The organism is Pseudobythopirellula maris, assembly GCF_007859945.1.
Classification (GTDB): Bacteria; Planctomycetota; Planctomycetia; order Pirellulales; family Lacipirellulaceae; genus Pseudobythopirellula; species Pseudobythopirellula maris.
The window spans coordinates 882,857-906,997 of record NZ_SJPQ01000002.1; the positions used below are offsets into that span (position 1 = coordinate 882,857).

At 67.0% G+C, this 24,141-nt stretch carries 16 protein-coding genes; 5 read left to right on the top strand and 11 right to left on the bottom strand.

What is annotated here, in order from left to right; genetic code table 11:
* Positions 1-138 precede the first annotated feature (138 nt).
* On the bottom strand, positions 139-828 hold the full coding sequence (gene bshB1 / locus Mal64_RS11255; protein WP_146400140.1) for a bacillithiol biosynthesis deacetylase BshB1: 690 nt from the start codon (positions 826-828) through the stop codon (positions 139-141).
* A gap of 221 nt (positions 829-1,049) precedes the next feature.
* On the opposite strand from bshB1, the gene Mal64_RS11260 reads away from it, so the two are divergent.
* From Mal64_RS11260 to mutY, 4 genes are all read left to right on the top strand, one after another.
* Positions 1,050-1,274, top strand: coding sequence for a hypothetical protein (locus Mal64_RS11260; RefSeq protein ID WP_146400142.1), 225 nt, complete (start codon positions 1,050-1,052; stop codon positions 1,272-1,274).
* Positions 1,275-1,322: 48 nt separating this feature from the next.
* Positions 1,323-2,843: a carboxypeptidase M32 gene (locus Mal64_RS11265; RefSeq protein ID WP_146400145.1), complete on the top strand. Its 1,521-nt coding sequence runs from the start codon at positions 1,323-1,325 to the stop codon at positions 2,841-2,843.
* Positions 2,844-3,152: 309 nt separating this feature from the next.
* Positions 3,153-5,321, top strand: a complete 2,169-nt coding sequence (locus Mal64_RS11270) for a hypothetical protein (protein WP_146400147.1) — start codon at positions 3,153-3,155, stop codon at positions 5,319-5,321.
* Positions 5,318-6,430: an A/G-specific adenine glycosylase gene (mutY, locus tag Mal64_RS11275; RefSeq protein ID WP_231993668.1), complete on the top strand. Its 1,113-nt coding sequence runs from the start codon at positions 5,318-5,320 to the stop codon at positions 6,428-6,430. Before Mal64_RS11270 ends, mutY begins: the two co-directional genes overlap by 4 nt.
* A 288-nt stretch (positions 6,431-6,718) precedes the next feature.
* On the opposite strand, the gene Mal64_RS20285 is transcribed toward mutY, so the two are convergent.
* The 7 genes from Mal64_RS20285 to Mal64_RS11310 all read right to left on the bottom strand — a co-directional run bounded on the left by Mal64_RS20285 (position 6,719) and on the right by Mal64_RS11310 (position 20,406).
* Positions 6,719-10,105: a choice-of-anchor Q domain-containing protein gene (locus tag Mal64_RS20285; protein WP_146400150.1), complete on the bottom strand. Its 3,387-nt coding sequence runs from the start codon at positions 10,103-10,105 to the stop codon at positions 6,719-6,721.
* 883 nt (positions 10,106-10,988) lie between these two features.
* The gene (locus Mal64_RS11285) at positions 10,989-11,339 is read right to left on the bottom strand and encodes a DUF2200 domain-containing protein (protein ID WP_146400152.1); all 351 of its coding nucleotides are present in this window, start codon (positions 11,337-11,339) and stop codon (positions 10,989-10,991) included.
* Positions 11,340-11,810: 471 nt separating this feature from the next.
* Complete coding sequence (locus tag Mal64_RS11290) at positions 11,811-13,262, bottom strand: Gfo/Idh/MocA family protein (RefSeq protein ID WP_197525677.1); 1,452 nt, start codon at positions 13,260-13,262, stop codon at positions 11,811-11,813.
* Positions 13,263-13,541: 279 nt separating this feature from the next.
* On the bottom strand, positions 13,542-14,384 hold the full coding sequence (locus Mal64_RS11295) for a sugar phosphate isomerase/epimerase family protein (RefSeq protein ID WP_146400157.1): 843 nt from the start codon (positions 14,382-14,384) through the stop codon (positions 13,542-13,544).
* A gap of 315 nt (positions 14,385-14,699) precedes the next feature.
* Positions 14,700-16,859 (bottom strand): tetratricopeptide repeat protein, encoded by a 2,160-nt coding sequence (locus tag Mal64_RS11300; RefSeq protein WP_146400159.1) that lies wholly within the window; start codon positions 16,857-16,859, stop codon positions 14,700-14,702.
* 472 nt (positions 16,860-17,331) lie between these two features.
* Positions 17,332-18,927 (bottom strand): tetratricopeptide repeat protein, encoded by a 1,596-nt coding sequence (locus tag Mal64_RS11305; RefSeq protein ID WP_146400161.1) that lies wholly within the window; start codon positions 18,925-18,927, stop codon positions 17,332-17,334.
* A gap of 60 nt (positions 18,928-18,987) precedes the next feature.
* The gene (locus Mal64_RS11310) at positions 18,988-20,406 is read right to left on the bottom strand and encodes a class II fumarate hydratase (RefSeq protein ID WP_146400163.1); all 1,419 of its coding nucleotides are present in this window, start codon (positions 20,404-20,406) and stop codon (positions 18,988-18,990) included.
* A 185-nt stretch (positions 20,407-20,591) separates the two neighbouring features.
* Between Mal64_RS11310 and trpC the strand changes: the two genes are divergently transcribed.
* The gene (trpC, locus tag Mal64_RS11315; protein ID WP_146400165.1) at positions 20,592-21,386 is read left to right on the top strand and encodes an indole-3-glycerol phosphate synthase TrpC; all 795 of its coding nucleotides are present in this window, start codon (positions 20,592-20,594) and stop codon (positions 21,384-21,386) included.
* A 64-nt stretch (positions 21,387-21,450) separates the two neighbouring features.
* Here the strand turns inward: trpC and Mal64_RS11320 are convergent, their stop codons facing one another.
* From Mal64_RS11320 to rpsB, 3 genes are all read right to left on the bottom strand, one after another.
* Positions 21,451-21,867: a hypothetical protein gene (locus Mal64_RS11320; RefSeq protein ID WP_146400167.1), complete on the bottom strand. Its 417-nt coding sequence runs from the start codon at positions 21,865-21,867 to the stop codon at positions 21,451-21,453.
* A 150-nt stretch (positions 21,868-22,017) separates the two neighbouring features.
* On the bottom strand, positions 22,018-22,851 hold the full coding sequence (gene tsf, locus Mal64_RS11325; protein WP_146400169.1) for a translation elongation factor Ts: 834 nt from the start codon (positions 22,849-22,851) through the stop codon (positions 22,018-22,020).
* Between the two features lie 187 nt (positions 22,852-23,038).
* A complete protein-coding gene (gene rpsB, locus Mal64_RS11330) occupies positions 23,039-23,896 on the bottom strand; it encodes a 30S ribosomal protein S2 (RefSeq protein ID WP_146400171.1) in 858 nt (285 codons plus the stop codon).
* Positions 23,897-24,141 lie beyond the last annotated feature (245 nt).

Below are 24,141 nucleotides of genomic sequence, written 5' to 3' on the forward strand. Positions count from 1 at the left end.
TTGCAGAGACGCCGAGGCCGCCGCAATCAGCGCATAGAGCCACCACCAGTCGCGGGGCTTTTCGTGCGTTGGCGCGGGTTGGTTCATAGCCGCGATTGTAATGCATTTTCACGGCGCCGCTCGATTGGCAGAAAACGCTTACAACAGCCCGCCAAACCCCGTCAGCCCCAACGGCTCGCGAGCGGCGTAAGGCTCGCCGTACGCCACGCCGATGGTCTTGCCCCAGTAGCTCGCCTCGTCGCGCAGCTTCTCGATGAACGAGAACGGTTGGGCCGGCCGGCCGGTGATGAATTGGCTCTCGTACGCGCGGATCGACGCGAGCTTCTTCTCCCAGTGCTCCGAGATGTCGAGCACGAACGACGGTTGCGGCGCCATCTTCAGGTGGACGCAGTAGTAGTTGTAAATCCGCTCGGGGTGGTGCGGCTCGCCCGGCATGTCGGTGTTGCTGAGCTTCGCCCAGAAGCGGGCGTCGTCGACCAGCTTCGTGGCGGCCGTGTGGTCCGGGTGGGCGTCGACCCAATAGGGGGCGAAGAGCCAGCGGGGCCGCGTTTGGCGGATCACGCCGGCGAGCTTGGCGCGGTTCTCCAAGGTCGGCTCGAGCGAGCGGTTCGGCAGGCCGAGGTTCTCGCGCCAGGCTAGCCCGAGGATCTCGGTGGCGGCGGCCGTCTCCTGCTTGCGCAGCGCGGGCGAGCCGTGCGGCGTCGGCTCGCCGCTGGTCAGGTCCAACACGCCGACCTTCAGGCCCTCGGCCTGCATGCGAAGGATGCCGCCAGCGCAGCCGAGCTCGGCGTCGTCGGGATGTGGGGCAATAACAAGGGCGTCGAGCATGGCGCGAAAGGGGAAAGTGGAAAGCGGAAAAAACCTGAGCCGCACACGAAGTCTGAGCCGCGCACGAAGATAAGTCCGCCGCAGGCGGATAAACTTCGCATCCGGAGCCAGTCGGAGAGAAATCAGCATAACGCTAGCAACGACTGGCGTGGACAGGGGGTCGCGGTTCTGCGATTTTTCGTGGCCGTTGGAGTGTAATAAACCGCCGCCGAGCCGACGCCATGCGCCGCCCCCATTTGCTGATGCTGATCTGCCTCGCAGCCCCCGCCGTGGGTTGCTCGTCGTGGGGTATGGCCAAGTACGACATGTCGAAGTACCGCGACGAGCGGGCGGTGAGCATCGACAAGCGGCTCGCCAGCCGGCCGGAGGTCGTCAAAAGCCCGTTCGAGGCCGCCGACGACAGGGCGTCGGGCGGGGCGCCTGACGGGGCGGGCGACCGGTTATAGGATAGCGGGCTTCCACAAGCCGCACGTATCCTCAACCCGCGCCGCACCATGTCCGCCGAAGCCGCCTACGAAAAACTGTGCGAGCACGCCCGCCAAACGGCCGTGCTCGCCACCGCGCTCAACGTGTTGGAGTGGGACGAGCGGACCCAGATGCCGAGAGCCGCCGGGCCGTATCGGGCCGAGCAGTCCGCCTACCTGGCGGGGCTGATCCACGAGCGCGAAACCGATCCCGCGCGCGGCGACTGGCTCGCCGAGCTGGTCGAGAGCCCGCTGGCCGACGACCCGCACGGCGACACCGGCTGTGTGATCCGCCAGCTCAAGCGCCGCTTCGACAAGAAGACCAAGCTGCCGCAGAAACTCGTCGAGGAGCTCACTCGCACCTCGAGCGTGGGACAAACGGCGTGGGAGAAGGCCCGCGAGGCCGACGACTACTCCCTCTTCCTGCCGCTGCTCGAAAAGACGATCGACCTGAAGCGGCAAGAGGCCGAGGCGATCGGCTACGACGATTCGCCCTACGACGCGCTGCTCGACGACTACGAGCCGGGCGAGACGACGGCCAATGTCGCCCGCGTGCTCGCGGGGCTGCGCGACCGGCTGGCGCCGCTGGTGGCGCAGATCGCCGCGAGCGACCGCGCGGCGCCGAGCGAGATCATCACCCGCCACTACCCGGCCGAGGGCCAAGCGGCGTTCGGCGTGCAGGCGGCCGCGGCGATCGGCTTCGACTTCGACGCCGGCCGGCTCGACGTCACGGCCCACCCGTTCTGCACCGGCCTGGGGCCGCGCGACACGCGGCTCACCACACGCTACGACGAAGACAAGTACGACGGCGGCCTGTTCGGCATCCTCCACGAGGCTGGCCACGGCATCTACGACCAGGGCATGCCGCCCGAGCTGTTCGGCTTGCCCACGGGCGACTACGTGTCGCTCGGCATCCACGAGTCGCAGTCGCGCATGTGGGAGAACCTGGTCGGCCGCAGCCAGGCGTTCTGGGACCATTTCTACCAGCCGCTGCAGCGGGTCTTCCCCGAGGCGCTCGCCGACGTGAGCAAGGAGGAGTTCTGCTTCGCGGTGAACGAGTCGAAGCCGTCGCTCGTCCGCACCGAGAGCGACGAGGCGACTTACAACCTGCACGTGATCGTGCGGTTCGAACTGGAGCAGGCGTTGCTGTCGGGCGACCTGAAAGCGGCCGACCTGCCGGCCGCGTGGAACGCCAAGTACAAGGACCTGCTGGGCATCGAGCCGCCGAGCGACGCCGACGGCGTGCTGCAAGACGTCCACTGGGCGGCCGGGCTGTTCGGCTATTTCCCGACTTACGCGCTGGGCAACCTCTACGCCTCGCAGTTCTTCGAGCAAGCCGCCAAGGAACTGGGCGACCTGGACGCGATGTTCGCCCGCGGCGAGTTCGCGCCGCTGCGGGAGTGGCTGCGTGAGAAAATCCACTCGCAGGGCCAGCGCTACAGCGCGGCCGAGCTGGTGGAGCGCGTCAGCGGCGAGCCGCTCTCGCCCGAGCCGCTGATGCGGCACCTCACCGCCAAATTCGGCGGCTACTACGGGTTTGGGGCCGAATGACGCGAAACGCAAGGGCGCGGCGCCGGCGGTCTTCGTCCTTCGCCGTTTTTTCACCGAAGCGGCGTCATTCGCTCCTTCTCGCTAGCATCGCCGGCGTAAACCGGGGCGGTCGTTCCGGTTGGGCAAAGAACACCCGCTGCGTGGGGCCTCGGAGCGAGACGATCTGCGCTGCGTGATTCGCCAAAAAGGCGCAAAATGGGCGGCTGACGTTGGCGGCCCTCCGCCGCGGGCTCCACGACGGCTCCCGCACCGCCGCCACCCCCACCGCAACGCGCTGCCCCAAGCGCCTACGCCCGGTCCGAATTCATGATGAAGATCGCCGACTGCCCCCACTGCAAAGAGTGCTTCCTCGCCCCCGAAGGAGCCTCGCAAATCGACGACGCCGGCCTGCTCGAGTGCCCGGCTTGCGGCGGGGCGTTCGCCCCGTCGGCGGCGACTTTTCGCACGCTGCCGACCGCCCGCCTGCGGCCGCCGGTGATCGAGGAGTCGGCGCCAGCCGAGCCGACGCCTGTCGAGACGGCGACGCATGAGACCGCCACCCCGCCGAGCGTTGCGATTGGCGGCGAGCCCACGATGTCTCCCACGGCGGGCGCCGGAACGCTGGCCGACTGGCTCCTGAAGGGCCGCGAAGCCGACAGCGCCGACAGCCATGAGACCGAGCCCGCCGCTCCGCCGAAGCCGTCGCTGAGCGAGTCGCTCGGCAAGCCTTCGCTGGCCGATCTTTCCGCCGCGACCGGCGCCACGCCAGCCGACAACAAGCCGCCCGCCCGCTCCAAGGCCACGATCGCGAACCTGGGAGGCGTCACGCTCGACGACTTGCGCCGCCTCACGCCCGACATCCAGAGCGAAGCGGAAACCGCCGACGCTGCCGTCGATGAATCGCCGCTCGCGCAAGAGCCCGCGGCGTCCCACGAACCAGTCGCCGCTCTGCCGCACGACACGCAACCACACGACGCTCAACCACACGAAGCCCTAGACGACGCGCCCGAGCAGCCGCTGCGCACCGATTTCCAATTCAGCTTCGACGACATCCTGCCCGGCGCCGCCGCCGACCGCAGCGTGGGCGATCGCAGCGTGGGCGACCACCCCTACGACACCGCGTCTCACGCCGAGGATGAAAAGGAGACCGTCCAGCTCACCGCGCCGCTCGCCGCCGAGGCCGACGAAGCGGGCGACGCCTCCGCTGAAGAATACAGCGAGCCCGAGCTGTCGCCACGGGCGGCGGCCGCCGCCAACCTCGGCGCCCCGCTCGCGCTCGATGATCGCAACCCCTCCCGCCGCGGCGGCATGCTCCGCACGCTCGTCGCCGCCGGCGTGCTGATGACGACCCTCGGCACGGGCGGCTACTTCGGCTGGCGCCTTCTGGGCGCGGCGCCGGACGACGAGAACGCCGTGCACCCGGCGTTCGCGATGACCGACTCCAGCGAGTCCGCCCCCAGCGACCCGTTCGCCGCCGGCGGCGCCATCGACCAGATCGATGAGGCAGCTGAGGCCCTGGCCCAGAGCAGCGCCCCTCCGCTTTTGGACTCTGTCGACGAGGTGAACGCGGAGCAAGTCTACCCGTTGTCGGAGCCGATCGACGAAGCCGCCGCGCCCGGCGAGCCGCCCGCCTTCGCCGCCACTCAGGCCCCGGCGAGCGAGCCAACCAGCCGCTACGCGATGACGGCCGACGACGACGTGCTGCCTTTCGACGTCCCCCCATTCGACGAGCCGGCGAACGACGAACCGCCTTACTACGCCCCGGCTCCAGAAGCGTCTGAAACCGAGCCGGCTCACACCGCCCAAGTCGCCTACGAGACCCCCGCCTCGTACGAGGCGCCGGCCGCCGAGCCGAGCGCGTTCGGCAATGGTCCGATCGCTCCCACGCAGCCCGCCAACGGATCGCTCTTGGTGGGCGCCCCGAACTACGGCCCCCAGGAGTTGGCCGAGGCGATGCGTGGAGCGGACGAAGCGGCCCGCGCCTTCGCCGCCGGATCACTCGACAACCCCGAGCAGGCCGCCGCGATGGGTCAGAGCTACGCCAGCCTGTGCCGCGTGGCGCGGGTGCTGACACTGCTCGACGACGGCGCCATGGGCCCCGACGCCGAGTTCGACCGCCTGCAGGCGAGCCAATTGCTCAAGCGATCGCTGCGGCTGCAAGACGCCCGCATCAATTCGCGTCGGGTCGCCTCGGCCTGGGTCGGCTGGAGCGAACGGACCGATGGCGGTGTGTTCTTCGCAGGCAAGCCGATCGCTTCGCGCGAACGCGGATCGGTGTTCGAGTACACCTTCGCCCTAGAAGGCGGCGAGACGGTCCCCGTGCTCTCCGAAGAACGGATCGACGGCAAGCGGATCTTGGTCGCCCAGGCGACCGAGATCGGCGTGATCGGCGTGGTCGTCGAGAACCCCGCCGAGCGCGTGGCCGGCTACATCGGCGACGCCCCGCGGGCCGTCTGGTGCCGCAAGACACTGGCGCTCGGCGCGCCGCGAGACTATTGAGCCGCCGGCAGCCCCAGACCGATCCCCCCAATCTCGACGCGCCGGAGCTGCGCGCGCTGCGGCGCAAGCTGCTCGCCTGGTACGGCCGCAACGCCCGCGACCTGCCGTGGCGCAAGAACCGCGACCCGTACCGTGTGTGGCTCAGCGAGGTGATGCTGCAACAGACACAGGTCGAGGCCGTGCGGCCTTACTTCCTGCGTTTCACCGGCGAGCTGCCCGCGGTCGAGGACTTGGCCTCCGCCGACGAGTCGCGTGTGCTGCGGCTGTGGGAGGGCCTCGGCTACTACCGCCGCGCCCGCTCGCTGCACGCCGCGGCGAAGAAGATCGTCGCCGAACACGACGGCCGCCTGCCCGACACGCTTGAGGGATTGATGGCCCTGCCCGGCGTAGGCCGCTACACGGCCGGCGCCATCCTCTCGATCGCCTACGACAAGCGCGCCCCGATCGTCGAGGCGAACACCCGCCGGCTCTACGCCCGGCTGATGGCCCTGGAGGTCGACCCCACGTCGACCGAGGGCGAGCGCCGGCTGTGGGAATTCGCCGAGCGGCTGCTGCCGCGCAGCGGTTTTTCTAACTTCAGCCAGGCGCTGATGGAGCTCGGCTCCTTGGTCTGCACGCCCAAGACGCCGCGCTGCGACGCGTGCCCCGTCGCCAAGCACTGCCGGGCCTACCAGGCGGGCGCGATCGAGAGCCTCGCCCCCGTCACCCGCAAAGTGAAGTTCACCGACCTGCGTGAGGCGGCGGTCGTGGTGCGCAAGGCAGACAAAGTCCTCGTGCGGCAGTGCGGCGAGGGCGAGCGCTGGGCCGGCCTGTGGGATTTCCCCCGGTTCGAGCTCGAAGCCGAATCGCCCGCCGGCGCGAAGTCAGAGATCACCCAGAAAGTACGCGAGCTAACGGGCGTCGCGTGCGAGCCAACCGAGAAGATCGCAACCCTCAAGCACGGCGTCACCCGCTACCGCATCACGCTCGAGTGCTACGAGGCGCGCCACACCGGCGGGCGGCTGCGATCGAACAAGGATTCGCCCGCCCAATGGGTCGCGCCGAGCGAGCTGGCCGACACGCCGCTCAGCGTGACGGGGCGCAAGCTGGCGGGGCGGATCGGCGGGTGAACCGGGGTCTGCGCGCAGCACTAGCCAATAAAGTCAAGCTGCTACTAAGCACCGCTGGATGACTGGATGAGTCGAAGTGCTTTTTTGCTCCCGTCTCGGACCCACGGTCTGGGCCACCGGTGTCAGTAGTAGCATGCCGAACTCGCCGAAACTGGTCCAACCGCTTGCGCGTATGAGAGGCCATGCCCCAGATCCGTGAGGAGGAGGCGGGGACGACGAAGTCGTTCGTGGGCGTGGCGACAAAACACATTGCCGCCGTCTGGACGAAAAGTCCGCACGCCGAGCCGCTCAGAAATCGCTCAGCACGAGTTCGAGTCTGTCGGCCGTGTCGTCTGTCACGTCTTCCAAGTTGCCGAGTGAGAAGCCTTCGGGGATTTCTTGCTCGTCCTCGGCCGCTGCGGTGAGGACGAGCAGCAGCAGGTCTTCGTCTGACGGCATAGCGAGGGTCTCTTCGAACGTCTGGTCATCCTCTATAGCGACCGAGGCCTGCGCGAGCCAAAGGGCAAAAACCTCGTCTGCGGCAGCACGGACCCTCTCTGGGGCAGGCTGCGGCTCGGCCAACGGCGTGAGGGGGCTTGCAGGCGAAACCTCGAACGCCGGAGTGGGCAGCGTGTAAGTAAAGCCGAAGTGGCTGACCCACACATCGTAGTCCTGGCGGGTGACGAATCCGTCGCCATCGCCGTCGGCGCCGGTGAGCGGCGTCACCGGCGTTGCTGTGTCGAGCGCATCTCGCCAGACCGTGAAGTCCGCTGCATCGACTACGCCGTTGCGGTTGTAGTCACCGGAGGCGGCGGTCACCGGGCCTTGGGCCTCGTAGGCGCCGATGTCGACGCCGCCGACGTTGCGTAGGAACCCACGTTGGTCGAAAGCTTCACTCGATGAGCCAGCGTTGAGAGCCGGACTCTCCGGCAGCAACGCATGGGTTCGTGTGGGGCCGCCATTATTGGCGAGCGGACCGAGTCGTGGGCTTATGACGCTGCTGACGGCGCCGATAACGTTGCCGTCGGCGTCGGGCGAACTGACAGGCGCCGCTGTGAGCATCGTACCCAGGTTGTTACCGATCAGGCTGAACTCGACCGTGAGCTCATTGGCTGGACCATTTAACGCCTCGAGATCGGGCGCCGTACCGCTGTCGTTGTTGCCGGCGACGATCGAGTTACGGATCGTGAGCCGTTCGTTGTCGTAAAAAACGCCCGAAAAATGGTTGACGCCACCTCCGACACCTCGGGCCGCGTTAGCCGTGATCGTGCTGCTGTCGATCGATACGGTCAAATCTTTCGTCCAAATGCCGCCGCCATGGGCGGAAAAGCCCGTCGTGGAGTTCTCGCTAATAGTGCTGCTGGTAATCGCCAATGAACTGTAGCTAGGCCTATGAATGCCACCGCCTCTTCCACCTATGCTTTCGCGGTCGTGATCGTCGTTGTATCCCCCGGCACCCGTGGTGTTCCCGCTGATGGTGCTGCCGGTAATGGCCAGCACACCCGAGCCAGAAAAACCTCCGCCGTTTCCGCCGTATCCGCCGTATCCTCCACCATAAACTTCTTTATAGGTCACTCCGCCGTCTCCGCCGTCTCCTGTAGTGTTCCCGCTAATAATGCTGCCAGAAATCGTCAACATGCTATTGCTAGAGCTAAAGAATCCTCCACCGTTTCCACCGTTTCCACCAAATGCACCAGCATAGACTGATCCGCCGAATCCGCCGTCTCCTGTGGTGTTTCCGATGATGGTGCTACCGGTGACCAACAGAGCGTCAGTGCTAGAAACTCCTCCGCCGCTCCCGCCGTGTCCGCCATATCCGCCGTATCCACCATTTCCGCCTCGCCCGCCGTCTCCCGTAGTATTCCCGCTAATAGTGCTATCGGTAATCGTTAGCGGACCAGTGCTATTGATGCCTCCACCAATTCCACCCATTCCTCCATCTCCTCCGAATCCGCCACCTCCACTGTCTCCGCCGTCTCCGCCACCTCCAGTGGTGTTCCCGCTAATAGTGCTGCCGGAAATCGTCAGCTTACCAGTGCTATAGATACCTCCGCCGTTTCCGCCACTCCCACCGTCTGCCATGTCGACGCCGTCTGCACCATCTCCTGTAGCATTGCCAGTGACGGATGTACTAAGCAGGGTAAGGCTTTCGCGGGAGAAGATCGCACCGCCAGATTCACCGGGATTCGCAAAGCCGACGCCCCTGGCCGTATCACCGCCGGTGAGGGTCATGCCGCTGAGCGTCACGTCGCGGAAGAGCCCCTCTTGCCCGTCGTCGATATTGAAGTGGCGGAAGCCATCGCCGGTAGCAGGCGTGTTGTCGGCGCCGTAACCCGCGTCGATGGTCAACAGCTGTTGCCCGGGGCCAACAATCACTACGCTTCGGGCGATCGTAGGAAGCTGCGAGCTGAGCAGGATTGTCTGATGGGTCGAGAAGAAGATCAAATCGAATGCAATCCCGTCAACGGACTGTTCATCGTCATTCGCACGGCGGATCGCTTCGCGCAAGGTTGTCGTGTCGTTGCCGTCGTCCATGTCATCGATGTCGGCCTTGCTGTTGACGACCAGGAGTGACGCTTCGAATGCGCCGATGTCGACTCCGCCGCCGTAGTTTCGAACGAAGGGCGTACCGCGTTGGTCAAAAGGTTCGACTACTGAATCGTCCCCTGCGTTCAGAGCCGGACTGCCCGGCAGAAGAGCGTGCGTCTTGGTGGGGCCACCGTTGTCGGCCAACTGGCCGAGCAGCGGGGCCTGGTCGAGCAGGTTACCAACGCCAGTCGACGTGACCAGGCCGGAGCCGGCCGTATCGCCGATTAGGCTGTAATTGATGGTGAATGGGCCAAGCAAGCGCACGTCTCCGTCCGAAAGGCTGTTCGCCACGATGCTGCTGCTGACCGTCGCCCTGCCTCTGCTATAGATTCCGCCGCCGCTTGTGTCGGCTGAATTCCCGGTGAGTGTACTGCTGGTGACAGTGATCGTCGCCGCGCCACTGTTATTGATCCCGCCGCCGCTTGAGCCGGCCGAATTTCCGGAGAGGGTGCTGCTGGTGAGCGTGAGGGTCCCCGTGCCTCTGTTACTGATCCCGCCGCCGCTAAGGGCGGCCGAATTTCCCGAGAGAGTACTGCCGGTGAGTGCCGTAGTGCCCCGGTTTATGATCCCGCCGCCACTGCCGCCGGCCGAATTATCGGAGAGGGTGCTGCTGGTGAGCGTGAGGGTCCCCGTGCCTCTATTACTGATCCCACCGCCGCTAAAGGCGGCCGAATTTCCCGAGAGGGTGCTGTTGGTGAGTTCGAGCCGCTCGAAGTTTAGGATCGCCCCACCTTCGAAGCTGCTATCACCCCCGGTGAGCGTCAGGCCACTAATCACGACCGTGATCTCGTTCTCAGAGTGACGGTCGTCGATCAGGAAGTGCCGGAAACCATCGTACGTGCCTAACTTATTGTCTAGGCCGTCGCCTGCGTCGAGCGTCAGCGGAACCGTCCCCGGTCCGGTGATCGTCAGGTCGTCGGTAATCTGCGGAAGCTCACCTACGAGCTCGATGATTTGAGCATTGTTAAAAAGCTGTCCGAACTCGATCGTGTCGGCCCCCGCATTCTGATTGGCATCGAAGACCGCCTGCCTCAGGCTGCCCGGCAGGTCGCCCGCCATGGTCACATCGCTGTCGTTCAGATTATTGACGGTGAACACCGCCAGCATACGACGGTCTTCGAGAGGCTCGAGGCGGAGTGGGCGGATGCGCGAAGCTCGGACCGAGAGTGGACGGTGTCTTGCATTTGAACGACTGCAGCGAGCCATAACGGGTTTCTCGAACAAGGTGGCAGGGATAGGAGTAACAGGAAAGTCCCCACATGAGCTATGCCCGGCTTTGTCGACTAATGGGCTAATCGAATACTTGTCTAACCGGAAGCCCAAAAGCTTTCTAGAAGGGCAACGACCGACCGTCACGGCCCTGCGGGAATCGCGAGTCTGATTCGTTACACGTGCACTGTTTTGGCTTCGGCCCCAACCAACCCCTGCGATCATCCACGTCGCTAAGTAGCAACTCGGCGCCGAAATTCGCACGAGCAGCCTGCCCTGCCCAATTGTGGCGATAGCGGGCATATCAGAGAGCGTCACCCTGAGCAGAAGAGACACCATAACCGCCGGGCTTGCCTCAACCGCGGCGGGTTGTTGTTTTCGCTAACTTCAGCGGTTTGGCACACCGCTGAAGATCCTTGTGTAGACCGAGTCCGCACCGCCGCGTGATGCTACCACGCAGCCCACCGCTCCAACTGCAACAACGGCTGGCGATATCGCCCAATGCCTTTATCACACCGCGTCGTAGCCATCGCCGCCGAGTGGCCTCGTGGCCTGCCCCGAGATTAAAGTAGTGCAGGCTTGCCAGGCGCAGCTTTCCCACGAGAATCTCACCACCCCAGCAGCCACTCGAGCGTGTGCCATGCAATGACGAGCAAAACGAGAACCCCGAGCGTGACCAGGGACGAGGGAGCGTGTCCGGGGGGTGTAGGCAAGTCGCCGAGCATGCCGGCATGATAGCCGTGTCGGCGGGCGATTGCGAATCGTCACCCTTGGCGCCGACTCACGCGCGCAGGATCTTCTCCATCGCTTTCCCCTTGGCGAGCTCGTCGATGAGCTTGTCCAGGAAGCGGATCTTTTGCATCAGCGGGTCGTCGACCTCTTCGACACGCACCCCGCAGACCACGCCCTTGATCAGCGATGCGTTCGGATGGAGCGCTGGGGCCTCTGCGAAGAAGGCCTCGAAATCGCACCCGCAATCGATCTGTCTCTTGAGGCCATCGGTGTCGTAGCCGGTCAGCCAGCAGATGATCTGATCGACCTCGTCCTGCGTGCGGCCTTTCCGCTCCGCCTTCTGCACGTAGAGCGGGTAGACCTTGGCGAACGCCATTCGGTAGATGCGGTGCTCGGGCATGGGCGGTCCTCTGGCAAGCGGTTAGCAGTGTGACTCGGCTGTCGCGGAAGGTTCGCATTCTTAGCATCGCCGAGGGCGTGGCGCCAAGCCGACCGCGGCGACGCTCCCCGCCCTGGCGGGCTGGGGCTCACGACCCACTCGAATCGTAATGCAGAAGGAGAGCCCCGTCCCCTCCGGGAGGGGAGGGCGCCCCCACCACGACCCGCGGCGCTCAAATCGACCACCACGAATTCCACCAGCCGATTCTCGACGCTTCCCTTCGCCATGAACCACCCCGCAACCGTAGGACCCGTAGGCGGTTACAACTAAATCGCGAACGGCCAAGAATCGCTGCTGCGCGCGCGGCCAAAAGCGCTTGACCACCCACGCTGGAGCAATGAGCAGGAGCCGCAAAACCGCCCAGCGCATGAAAAAGCCCCGGCCAAGCTTGGCCGGGGCTGCGGGGGATTCAGGCTGCCGGGTCGTCGCCGATCAGACCCCGTAGTCGGGGATCTGGAACGAGTCGCGGCCGATGCGCTTGCTCAGCTCGGCGGCGGCGTCGTTGTTGGTGAACGTCTCGGTCGCGGTGTCGAGCTCCAGGTCGGCGCCGAGCGTCAGGGCGCCGTCGCCCGAGTCGATGTCGATGCCGTTAGCCCGCAGGTGGCCGAACAGCCGGTCGACCGAGGCCGACATCAGCGGGTTGGCGGCGAATCGCTCGGCGATCTCCTCGGTGCGGGCTTTCTCGCCGACCTGGTGCGAGATCATGCCTTGGTGGCAGAGCGCGCTTGAGAGGTGGCCCTCCTGGATCTCGGCGTTGAGGATCGACGGGTCACGCGCCTCGACGCCCGCCAGGAAGTTGCCCGCCGGGTCGCCCGAGCCGGTCCAGTGCTTGATCTGCTCGCCGCGGTTGTCGTAGGCGGTCGCGCTGCTGTAGCTGTTGCCGGCGAAGACGTAGCCGTCTTCGCACTGCACGATCACGCCGATCTGCGAGCCGCGGAACTTGCCCATCGAGCGGCCCCACTGCTTCTGGCCCGCCTTGGAGACCGGCAGGCCGCGGGTCTCGAACAGCAGCGGCGCGGCCTTGTAGTCGAACAGCACGGTCTGCGAGTTCGGCGTGTTGCCGGCGTCGTCGTAACCGAGGCGGCCGCCGACGCTGATCGCGCGGGGCGCGAGCTGCTTCTCGCCGAGGAACCAGCGGGCGATGTCCATCTGGTGGATGCCCTGGTTGCCCATGTCGCCGTTGCCGGTGTTGGTGTCCCAGTGCCAGTCGTAGTGCAGCTTCGTGCGGTAGAGGTCGACCTTGTCGGCCGGGCCGCACCACAGGTCGTAGTCGACCGTGCCGGGGATCGGCAGCGGGGTGTCGCGTTTGCCGATCGAAGGCCGCGCCTTGTAGCAGGTGCCCAGGGCGTACTGGATCTTGCCGAGGGCGCCGCTCTGGACGTAGGCGACCGCCTCTTGCAGGCACTTGGACGAACGCGACTGCGTGCCGCACTGCACGATGCGGTTGTGCTTGCGGGCGGCGGCCACGAGCTGGCGGCCCTCCCAGATGTTGTGCGAGACGGGCTTCTCGACGTACACGTCCTTGCCGGCCTCGATCGCGGCGATGGCGATCAGCGAGTGCGTGTGGTTCGGCGTGGCGATCGACACGGCGTCGATGTCGTCGCGCTCCAGCAAGCGGCGGTAGTCGGTCTCGGTGTCGAGCTCGCGGCCGTAGTCCTTGCCGAACTTGCTGTTGGCCTTGGCGAGGACGTCTTGGTCGACATCGCACAGCGCCACGAGGTTCTTGTTGAACCACTCGATGTGCGACTTGCCACGGCCCTTGAAGCCGATCACGGCCATGCGGACGTCGCTCGGCGCCGTGGCGGCGCGGGCGACGGGGCCGAGGGCGGTTAACGCGGCAGCCGCGGCGGTGGCGGACAAGAAATCACGGCGGTCGATGCTCACAGAAAGGCCTCTTCGAGACGGCGTGTGGAAAGGAGGAAGGAGGGGGCCCTTGGAGACAAGGGCGGGATCGATCCATTGTAACAGCTCGGCGGGGCGTGGTGGGACCGGGGTACGGCCAAACCCGCCCCGCATTCGGGGGTTATGGGTGCGATGGCCAACCTTCCAGCCGCCGCCCGCCAGCGGCGAAAGGCCCCAGGCGGGCCGATGCGCCTAGCCGCTTGCCACAAGCCGCCCTGACCAATTCACCCCCCGAAACAAAGCCGCCTGAAACATGGCGGCTCAGCCGGCCGAAAAGCTCTCGCGCAGGCAGGCCATGCTCTGGCGGGCGATGGTCGCCGGGTCGGGCGTGTAGTCGAACACCTCGACACTGACCCAGCCGCCGTATTCGATCTCCTCCAGAGCGGAGGCGATCGGCTTGAAGTCGACCTCGCCCTGCCCCGGGCCGCGGAGGTTCGGGTCGTTGGCGTGGAAGTGGGCGAGCCACTCCTTGTTGTCGCGGACGATCTGGGCAATCGCCTCGCCGCTGCCTTTGCCGGGGGCCACTTCGCTCGCCATCGCCTTGACGTCCAGGTGCAGCTTGCACGCCGGGTGGTCGACCAGCTTGCAGAGCTCCACGCCCTCGGCAGCGGTGGTGACGAAGTTCGTCTCGGCCGGGCCGAGCGGCTCGAACGCGATCGTCACGCCGAGCGGGCCGGCCGTCTCGCACACGCCGTGCAGCACCTCGGCGGCGCGCTTCATCGCCTCCAGACGGTCCTCGCCCGGCAGCACCTCGCGCGCCTTGGGGCTGCCCCACACCATGACCTTGCCCCCCATCGCCGCGCAGACCTTGGCGAGGTGTCCGGCGAACGCCGCGGTCTTGGCGCGGAGCATGCGGTCGGGCGTGGTGAGGTGCAGGCCCTCGGGTTTGACCAGCAGCCAATGCAGGCCGATCACCTCCACGCCGTGGTCGGCTGCCATGCGGGCGATCTCGGCGCCCCGTTCTTCGGTCAGGTGCGTCGGGTCTTCGCACAGCGTGTAGGGGGCGATCTCGACCCCCTGGTACCCGGCGTCGCTCATGTCCTTGAAGGCTTCGTCGAGCGGGGCGTCTTGGTAGGTCTCGTTGCAGAGGGCGTAGCGGGGCACGGGGTCTCCTCGTTCATGGGGGGCTCTTCGGTCGCAGCCCCTATTGAAACGCATGACCCGCGATCGGGACAGCCTGCCCGAAAAGCAACTGGCGAGCCATGAGCCTAAGCGACCGGAGCGGCTCGCAGCACAATTGAGACGCGTCAGCCGCTCCGGTCGCTTACGCTCACGGCTCGCCTGGAATCACAAAAAGCCCGGCCGATTTCTCGGCCGGGCTTTCGTTTCCCCCCCTCAGCATGCCGGGCGGCGGAGTCTCCAGAAAGACTCGCGCCCGACGCCTCTAGCGATCCGGCGATTCGCCGGTGTTGGTCAGACTCAGAACTCGGGCGTGGCGAGCGGCTGCTCGAAGGTGACTTGCCGCACGACGCTCGCCGTGGGGCTGGTGTAGGCCACGCCGCTGCGGTAGCCGGCGAGCCGCTGGCGGTAGGCGCCGGCCGCTTCCTCGGGTGCCAGGGCGATCGCCCGCTCCAGCACCTCGGCGGCCTCGTCGTAGCGGCCCATGGCGGCCATCGCCGCCGCCGCGGTGTCGAGCGTCACGTCGCTCACCTCGTCGGTGAGTTTGCAAGCACGGTTCACGTGGTTGAGCGCTCCCTCCGGGTTGCGGACCGACTTGTCCGGGCAGGTGGCCTCGAGCCACGCCAGCCCGAGGAAGGCCGCCGGCAGCGAGTCGTTCAGCTCGATCGCCCGGCGGTAGCCGGCCGCCGCTTGGGCGTAGCGGCCCATGTCGGTGAGCAGGTCGGCCCGGGCGACCGCCACCTCGGCGTCTTCGGGCATCAGCAGCGACGCCGCGTCGGCGTGCCGGAGGGCCTCTTCGTGGCGACCCAGCAGGTGCAGCGTGCGGCCGCAGCCCTGGTGGGCCATCGCCAGGTCGGGCTGGAGCGAGATGGCGTGCTGGTAGGTTTCCACGGCCGCCTCGTACTCGCCGGCGAACACGTGCATCGTCGCTCGGAAGGCGTGCGGCATTGCGTCTTGCGGCTTCAGCTCGATCGCCGTGTCGAATCGCTCGGTCGCGGCGTCGTAGTCACCGGTGCGAGCCAGCAGCTCGCCGAGGGCGATGACCGCCTTGGTGTATCCGGGCTTCATCGCCAGGGCGTCTTCGAAGTCGAGCCGCGCCTCGGAGTCGTTTCCGGCATGGGCCTTCAGCTCGCCCCGCTTCAGGAACGACCAAGCCGCGAGCTGTTGGCTGTAACCGACGGCCGCCTCCGATTGGTCGATCGCCAGCACGTACTGGCAACGCTGGATGATGGTCGTGAGCTCCGCTTCGGTCTTCGCGTCCTTGGCTTCGGCGTGCGCCATGGCCAGCAGGCGGGCGGCCGCTTCGGTCGGTTGCTGGGCGTCGGCCGGCGCGTCGGACTCGACCGCCGGCGCCGCGGTGGCTTGTTCGCTGGCGGCGAGCGCCGGAGAGACCGGGCCCAACGGCGAGGCCATCTGCGTGGGCATCGGCGGCTCTAGCTGAGCCTTGTCGCTGATCACCACCGTCATCTCTTCGGGGGTCATCGCCGTGGTCGTCTCGTAGTCTAATTCCTCGGGGCCCGCTTCACCGAGGCCGGTGTCGCTGACCACCACCGCCATGTTCGCGGGGAACAGCGGGGTGGGCGTCTCTTGCTCGGGGCTCGTCTCGTCGCCGCCGGTGCGGCTGAGATCGGCGCCGTTGGGACCCGTGATGACCGGGCCCACCATCGCAGGGCCGTTGACCACTTCGGTGCCGAAGTCAGCCCGGGCAACCTTGCTCTCGGGCAACTTCATATCGGCGGCCTGCTGCTCGGCGTCGAGCGTGTCGCTGGCGAGAGCGAGAGAGCCGGGCGTCTCGACGATGTCGAACTCTTTGTCGGTCGGGATCTCGCTCCAACGCGGCGCGGTGGGCATCGGACGGGTGGCCATCGGACGGGCCGATAGGGCCAGCCCAGCCGCCTGCGGCCGCTGCCCGTTGGGTGTGTTGGCGGCGGATGCGTAGCGGTTGTTCGTCTTGCTCGGTTGGACCACCGGGCCGCTTAGCGACGGGCGATTCATCTCCGGGCGGTTGGCGAGCGAGGGCATGCGTTGCTGCGTCGGTGTGTCGCGAGCAAAGGTCGCTTGCGGGGCGTCGGTTTCGGGAGCGTCGGTTTCGGGAGCGTCACCGAAACCAAGCAGGCCGAGCAGTCCGCCGCCGCGTGTGGATTGGGCGGGAGCCGGGGCCATCGGCTGGGGCGTGCGGGCCGCGTCTTGCGGGGCCGCGGGCGAGCCGCTGCGGGCGAAGCTGCTAGCCTGGGGCTGGGCTCCGCCGCGGGTGGCGGGCTGGGCGATGCTGCGGCGTGTGGGCTGCGAGCGAACGACCTTCTCGGGCGCCGCGCTGGGCTGGGCCTCGTCCTCCGAGGCGAAGTTCGACTTGACCGCATCCCAAAGCGTGAACCGCTTCGGAGCCTGCGATTCGGCGGCGGAGGCGTTGGCCCCGCTCAGAACCGCAAAGCCTACAAAGCCTGCCCACGTACAACGCACAACTACACGACAAAGCGGCATCGGACCGTTCCCCTTCCTTGGAGCTTGAATCCACCATGGCGAGAGGCCTCCGCAGGATCGCCCGCCGAGGCGGGTGAGCGAGCGGGGCGCGGTCTCGCCACGCAGATAGAAGGATCGGACGGCCGGCGCCACTTGCGTGAAGCGAATAACCGAAGAAGTCGGCATTACCGGCAAAGCCGGTCGAGTCACCCCACTTTGCCGCTGCTAGTGCGAATCGCAGGGATGCTTAGAGCGGTTTTCGAATTGGTGTGGACGAGGGGGGAAGCGATTGGCGGCGTGGCGAGGAAGCCGAAGCAGGCAATGCGGTGCATTGTCGATGCAGGCTGACGAAGCCATGACGCCGATCGCGAGCCGAGCGTCTACACCTATGAGCAAACCGCTCTAGCGTGTGTGGCGGTGTGATTCGACTTAGATAAGGCGAAAGCAACGCTACGGATAGCGGTAGTGCGCTCTAGCGAGCGGCTTGCCCGGGGGCAACCTCGTGGCTGACCCGCTGGACGGCGGGCCAGTCGACCCGCTCCGTGAGATCGAGGTAGGCCCGCCCGGCACGGTACAGCTCGAGCCTCGCACGCAGCTCGCCGTGGGACGAGACGTGGGCGCCGGCGAGGGCGCGGCCCTGCAAGTCGGCAGCCTCCTCGTAACGGCCGCTGGCCGCCAGCGCCGCCGCCGCGGCGTCGAGTGTCCGCGGGTCGGTGGAGTCGCCAAGATTCTGCGCGCGGCGGGCGGCTTCGAGCGCGCGGGCCGGGTCGCGTAGCTGGCTGTCGGGGCACGTGGCCAGCACCCACGCGGCGACCCTGTAAGCGTCGACCGAACGCGGGTCGCTACGCAGGGCGCGCTTCAGGTCGGCGATCGACTCGGCGTGGCGGCCGAGCGTGGCGTGCAGCTTCGCCCGCGCGACGAGCGAGGGCGTGTGATCGGGCGTTTGCTCCAACGCGGCGGTGAAGTCGGCCAGCGCCCCGGCTGCGTCGCCCACGGTGCGACGGGCCGAGCCGCGCAGCTCGAGCAACTCGGCCGACGGCTCGGCGGCCGCCAGAGCGGCGTCGCAGTCGGCCAGCGCGCCGGCGGCATCGCCGGACCACAGCCGCATCTCCGCGCGGTTCTGCAGCGCAAGGGCGTCGTCGGGCCGCGCTCGGAGCAGCCGGCTGAAACCGGCGTCGGCCCGCTCCAGATCGCCCCGCTCGGCGAGGCTCACGGCGTGGTTGTGCAGGGCCCCCCAGCACTCGGCGTCGAGGCGCAGGGCGTGCTGGAAATCGGACAGCGCGGCGTCGTCGTCGCCGGCTTGGGCGTTGGCTAAGCCGCGGCGGTTCAGCTCTCGCGCCTTGCGGCGGTTCTCGCGTTTGGCGAGTTCGCCGGCCGACAGCGGCTGGGTTGCTAGCGATTGGGCCTCATGCGATTGCGTAGCGTGCGTCTGGACCGTCAACGACGCTGTGCCCTGGGACGGGGTGGCCTGGGACGGGGCGGCCTGGGACGGGGCGACCAGCGAGAGGCCCTGCTGCGAACGGCGGGGCTGGCTGCTCATTGCCATCGGCGTCGGCGGGGTCTCGTCGGTGGCCGGCGTGGGGAGCAGCTTGGGGGCGTTTGCGCGGGGGACCTCTTTCAGCACGCCGTCGAACGCCGCCGTGACGACCGCCGCGTTTGTTTCGACATGAATGGGCTCCACAGGATCCGAAGCCGGGGCCGCCGGCTCCTGGACTTTCGCTGCGGGGCGGCTGGTTGCCTGCGGCGCCGGCTTGGCGGGCAGTTCCATCGCTCGCCGCAGCCGCAGCTTGCTGGCGTTTGCGTCGCGGCCGCGCAGCTGCAACGGCTCGGCGGGCGACTGCGGGCTCGCGGTCGAGTCCAGGGCCTCGCCCGGGGCTAAATCCGTAGCCGCCTCCGTGGCTTGTGGCTGCGTGGGGCGGGGCTTCTTGCGGGGCGCGGGCAAGTCGAACGCCGAGCGGATCGCTTGGGCGCCGTCGGCCTGCGCGGGCTCGGCCGACGCCGGGGCGGCGGCGCCCAGGGTCGAGAGCAGCGCGGCGGCCAGCGCCCGGTTTCGGAGTCTCGCGTCCATGCGACGTTTCCTTGCGTGTGGAATCTATCCGGGGGCCGGCCCCTGCGGGCTTGTCAGCCGCTAGGCGTGTGGCCGTGTCATGCTGGTGGGCTCGAGCGCCGCCTCGAGTTCCTCGGGCGGGAGGACTTTTTGCTCGAGGCAGAGCTCGCGGATCGTCTTGCCCGAGGCGAACGCCTCCTTGGCCAGCGCGGCCGACTTCTCGTAGCCCACCAGCGGCGCCAGCGACGTGACCATCATCAGCGACTGGTCGATCAGCTCGCGGCAACGCTCTTCGTTCACCTCGAGGCCATCGAGCAGCTTGTCGACGAAGACGTTCGACGCGTTGGCCAAGAGCTTGACCGACTCCATGAAGGCGTCGATCATCACCGGCATCGCGACATTCAGCTCGAATAGCGAGCCGACGCCCCCCATGCCGGCCATCGTGACGGCCGAATCGTTGCCGACGACACGGCAGACCACCTGCATCATGCTCTCGCAGATGACCGGGTTCACCTTGCCGGGCATGATCGACGAGCCGGGCTGGGTGGCGGGCAGGGTGAGCTCGAAGATCGAGCAGCGCGGGCCGCTGCCGAGCAAGCGGATGTCGTTGGCGATCTTCGACAGCGCGACGGCGATCGCCTTCAGCTCGCCGTGCGCCTCGACGAACGAGTCCTTGGCGGCTTGGGCCTCGGGGTGGTTGGCGGCCTCTTCGAAATCGAGCCCGGTCGCCGCGTGCAGGCTGTCGCACACCTTGGCGGCGAACTCCGGGTGGGTGTTGATGCCGGTGCCGACGGCCGTGCCCCCGATCGGCAGGTTCTCCAGCAGCCGCGCCAGGGCGCGGCCCGCGCGGGTGGCCGAAAAGCGCGCCTGCGCGGCGTAGCCGCCGAAGACTTGGCCGACGCGGATCGGCGTGGCGTCCATCAGGTGGGTGCGGCCGATCTTGACGATCGCGTCCCACGCTTCGGCCTTCGCGTCGAGCGCCTCGCACAACCGGTCGAGCGCCGGGATCAGCGAGCCGTGGATCTCGCAAGCGGCGGCGATGTGCATCGCCGTGGGGAACGTGTCGTTGCTCGACTGGCCGTCGTTCACGTGGTCGTTCGGGTGGACCGCGTCCTCGGCGCCCTTGGCCCCCAGACCGAGGCCGAGCTTCTGGTTGGCGAGGTTGGCGATCACCTCGTTGGCGTTCATGTTCGTCGAGGTGCCCGAGCCGGTTTGGTACACGTCGACCGGGAAGTGATCGTCGTGCTCGCCGGAGGCGACCTCGTTGGCGGCCTCGACGATGGCGGCGGCGCGGCGCTCGTCGAGCTTGCCGAGGGCGAGGTTCGCCTCGGCGCAGGCGGCCTTGAGGCGGCCGAACGCGTGGATCACGACCGCCGGGACGGGCTCGTGGGCGATGGGGAAATTGTCGACCGCTCGCGCGGTCGAGGCCCCGTACAACGCGCTCTCGGGCACGCGCATCTCGCCCATCGTGTCTTTTTCGATCCGGTAGCCGTCGCTCATGTGTTCGCTCGGGGAGTGTCTTTTCGTCACGGGAGGGTTTGCCCGACGCAACCCTTGGGCGCATGCTATCAGGCTCCCCGCGACGCGCCGATCGTAGGGAAACCGGCCGATCGACGGAATGCGGATCGGCCGGCGGGCCTACCGAACGCTCCCCATTACACAATCCCGCACCACGCCCCCCCTTTATGTCCGTTCTCGACAAGATCGTCGCCACGAAGCGCGAGGAGATCGCCGCCGCCAAGCTAGCGACGCCAGCAGACGAGCTGCGGCGGGCGGCCGAGCGGGCCCCGGCGCCGCGGGACTTCTTCGCCGCCCTGGCCCAAGAACGCCCCCGCGACGGCGGCCCGATCAAGCTGATCGCCGAGGTGAAGAAGGCGAGCCCGTCGGCGGGGCTGATCCGTGAGGACTTCGACCCCATCGAGATCGCACGGACCTACGAGGCGCACGGCGCCAGCTGCGTGAGCATCCTGACCGACGAGCCGTACTTCCAGGGCAAGCTGGAGTACCTCCGCGACGCCCGCGCGGCGATCGGCATCCCGGCGCTCCGCAAGGACTTTATCCTCGATGAATACCAACTGCTCGAGGCCCGCAGCGTGGGCGCCGACGCCGTGCTGCTGATCGCCGAGTGCCTCACGCCCTCGGAGCTGAAGGACCTGCACGACGCGGCGGTCGCGCTCGGCATGACGCCGCTCGTGGAGCTCTACGAGCCGGAGAACCTGGACGCCGTGCTGGAGAGCGGCGCCCGGCTGATTGGGGTCAATAACCGCGATCTGAGGACCTTCGAGGTCGACCTCGGCCACACGCTGCGGATGCGCGAACGGGTGCCGGCCGACCGTCTGCTGGTAGGCGAGAGCGGCGTCAAGACGCACGACGACGTGCGTCGGCTCGCCGACGCGGGCGTCGACGCGATCCTCGTGGGCGAGTCGCTCACGCGCGAGGCGGACATCGGCGCGGCGGTCGACCGGCTCATGGGCAGGTGACGGCTTGACGCTCCTCACTTCGCCCTAGGTGGCCACTCCTAGGTCCGGCCTAATGTTTCTGGGGCTAGAGCGAATACAAGTCGTATTCACCGTACTCGTCTTTGATGGCATTGATGTCGTGCGGCTCGTTGCTAACCACGTTGTCGACAACACGCAGGATCCCGGCCTGCTCGAAATCGTCGATGTACCAGGGGCTCTCCCCATTCAGTGTGTAACCCCACGGCGAGAGGTATTTTTTGATCAGGTACTCCAGCCACTCTTCGCCAAAAATAAACTTCTCGTTCTTGTCCCATTCCAACCCGGAGCGATCTTCTGTCGGAACCCACTGGCAATAATAGGTCGGCGGCTTTCCGTCGCCACCTGGTTCGCCGTTCTCATCTTGGTGCTCGGTATCGTTGAACTCGAACAGCTCGTTAGCGTGTTCGTTTTCTAGCTTGCGATCGAACGCAAACGGCCGCAAGTAGATGGTCGAGAAGCCCATTGTGACCTCGCGTGAAAAGAGTATCGCGATGATTTAGTTGCAGGCCGTTGTTATATCGATGCCGCTGTCGATATACCATCAAAAAAGAGCCCCAGCCTAACGTGGCCAGGGCTCTTTGGGTGTCTTATACTACGAGTCGCTCGCGGGCGATCAGGCCTCTTGGCCGACCTTCCAGAGCGTGAAGCCCTTGATCGTCATGCCGCCGGCGCTGGCGACCTTGCCGACCGTTTGCTTGTCGTCTTTGACGAACGGCTGCTCGCTGAGCACGCTCTCGGCGTAGAAGTTGCGCATCCGGCCCTCGACCATCTTCTCGATGATGTTGTCCGGCTTGCCCTCGGCGCGGGCGGCCTCGATGAGCGTGGTGCGTTCCTTCTCCACCAGGGCCGGGTCGAGGTCGTCCTTGCTCGTGGCGGCCGGCTGCATGGCGGCCACGTGCATCGAGATGTCCTTCGCCAGCTCGGGCGTGCCGCCTTCGACCTCGAGCAGCACGCCGCTCTTGGCGTCGAAGTGGACGTAGCCGCCGCAGGCCGAATCGGCCCGCTTGATGCGGGTGAGGTTGAAGACCTCGCGGATGCGGTTCTCGAGGTCTTCCTTCACGTCGCGGAGCTTCTTGCCCGAGTCGCTCGGCGAGGGCTGATCCCACAGCTCGTCGGGGGTCGCGGCGCCGGGGCCGGTGGCGAGCTGCTTCGCCAGGTCGTTGACCAAGGCGACCACTTCCTCGTTGCCGGCCACGGGGGCCGATTCGACCTGCAGCTCGACGATCGCGCCGACGCCGTCTTCGATGCTCGTGTAAACGGCCACGCGGCCCTCTTCGGTGACGCGGTCGCGGCGACCGTCCATCAGCTTCACGCCCTTCTCACGCAGCGCTTGCTTGGCCGCTTCTTTGTCGCCGCCGGACTCGACGAGCGCCTTCTTGCAATCCATCATCGGCAGCTGCGTCTCTTCGCGCAGCTCCTTGACCATGGCCGCCGTGATCTCTGCCATCGGGGGGATTCTCCTCGTGGGCCGGCGCCCTGAGGGGCCGGCGCGGGTGGGGGGTTAAGGTGGTACGGCGCCGCCGTGGGGGCGAAACCCGCTCGTCGACGAGCGGGTCTCTTGCGCGACGCCTGGGTGTCGAGGTGGCTTTGGTTGTCGGCGCCGGGGGGCTTGTCGCCCCACAACGCTGACGGGCTCACTCGCCAGACGTGGCGACAGCCTCGGTCTTGTCGGCAGCCGGCTCGGCGGCCGCAGGGGCCTCCGTGGCGGCGGGCTCGGCCGGGGCGGCTGGTGCGGCGGCGGGGGCAGCTGCGGCTTGCGGGGCGGCTGGCTTCACGTCGGCGCCCTCGTTGGCGGTCTGCTGCTGGGCGGCGGCCTGAGCCTTGCCGGCCAGCACCGCGTCGGCCAGCAGCTTGGCGATCAGCTCGATCGAACGCAGGCTGTCGTCGTTGCCCGGGATCGGCAGGTCGACCGTGTCCGGGTCGCAGTCCGTGTCGATCAGCGACACCACCGCCACGCCGAGCTTGCGGGCCTCTTTGACCGCGTTCTTCTCTTTGCGGGGGTCGACCACCACCATGCACTCCGGCAGGCGGGTCATCGTCCGCATGCCGTTCAGGTTGCGGTAGATCTTGCGGTACTCGCGGTTGAGCGTCGACTGCATCTTCTTGGAGTACGACTGGATGCCTTCGCCCTGGCGGATCAGCTCCAGCTCCTCGAGCCGCGAGAGGCGGTCGCGGATCGTGCGGAAGTTGGTCAGCGTGCCGCCCAACCAACGCTCGGCGACGAAGGGCATGCCGCAGCGAGAGGCCTCACGCTCGATCGTCTCGGCCGCCTGACGCTTCGTGCCGACGAACAGGATCAGGCTGTTGCGCGACGCGACGTTCGCCAGGTACTTCTTGGCCCGCAGCAGACCCTTGATGGTCTCGCGGACGTCGATGATGTGGATCGTGTTCTTGCGGGCGTAAATGTACGGCCGCATCTTGGGGTTCCAACGGCTCGAACGGTGGCCGAAGTGAACGCCCGCTTCAACGAGGTCTTTAACGAGGGTCGACATCACAATTCTCCAGTGGAAGGGCACACCGGCTCGCACCGCTTGGGGCCCAGGTCGAAACCTGAGCGGCAGCGGCAATCCGGCGTTGGCAGCGATCGGCCGAGAGGCATTCAGTATCACGAGCACTCCCCCCGGGCCGTTCGGGGGGTCGCGAGTCCAGCCAGAATATCGGTTTTCACACCGGGGGTCAATCAGCGTAAGCGTCGCTTAAAAGACTCTGCAGCGAGAATTTAGGCGTTTTCGGGCCA

Bases quoted from the DNA above. Each gene is read 5' to 3' on its own strand.
- bshB1 (WP_146400140.1), bottom strand. From the start codon at position 828: ATGCTCGACGCCCTTGTTATTGCCCCACATCCCGACGACGCCGAGCTC.
- Mal64_RS11260 (WP_146400142.1), top strand. From the start codon at position 1,050: ATGCGCCGCCCCCATTTGCTGATGCTGATCTGCCTCGCAGCCCCCGCC.
- Mal64_RS11265 (WP_146400145.1), top strand. From the start codon at position 1,323: ATGTCCGCCGAAGCCGCCTACGAAAAACTGTGCGAGCACGCCCGCCAA.
- Mal64_RS11270 (WP_146400147.1), top strand. From the start codon at position 3,153: ATGAAGATCGCCGACTGCCCCCACTGCAAAGAGTGCTTCCTCGCCCCC.
- Mal64_RS20285 (WP_146400150.1), bottom strand. From the start codon at position 10,105: ATGCTGGCGGTGTTCACCGTCAATAATCTGAACGACAGCGATGTGACC.
- Mal64_RS11285 (WP_146400152.1), bottom strand. From the start codon at position 11,339: ATGCCCGAGCACCGCATCTACCGAATGGCGTTCGCCAAGGTCTACCCG.
- Mal64_RS11305 (WP_146400161.1), bottom strand. From the start codon at position 18,927: ATGGACGCGAGACTCCGAAACCGGGCGCTGGCCGCCGCGCTGCTCTCG.
- Mal64_RS11310 (WP_146400163.1), bottom strand. From the start codon at position 20,406: ATGAGCGACGGCTACCGGATCGAAAAAGACACGATGGGCGAGATGCGC.
- trpC (WP_146400165.1), top strand. From the start codon at position 20,592: ATGTCCGTTCTCGACAAGATCGTCGCCACGAAGCGCGAGGAGATCGCC.
- Mal64_RS11320 (WP_146400167.1), bottom strand. From the start codon at position 21,867: ATGGGCTTCTCGACCATCTACTTGCGGCCGTTTGCGTTCGATCGCAAG.
- tsf (WP_146400169.1), bottom strand. From the start codon at position 22,851: ATGGCAGAGATCACGGCGGCCATGGTCAAGGAGCTGCGCGAAGAGACG.
- rpsB (WP_146400171.1), bottom strand. From the start codon at position 23,896: ATGTCGACCCTCGTTAAAGACCTCGTTGAAGCGGGCGTTCACTTCGGC.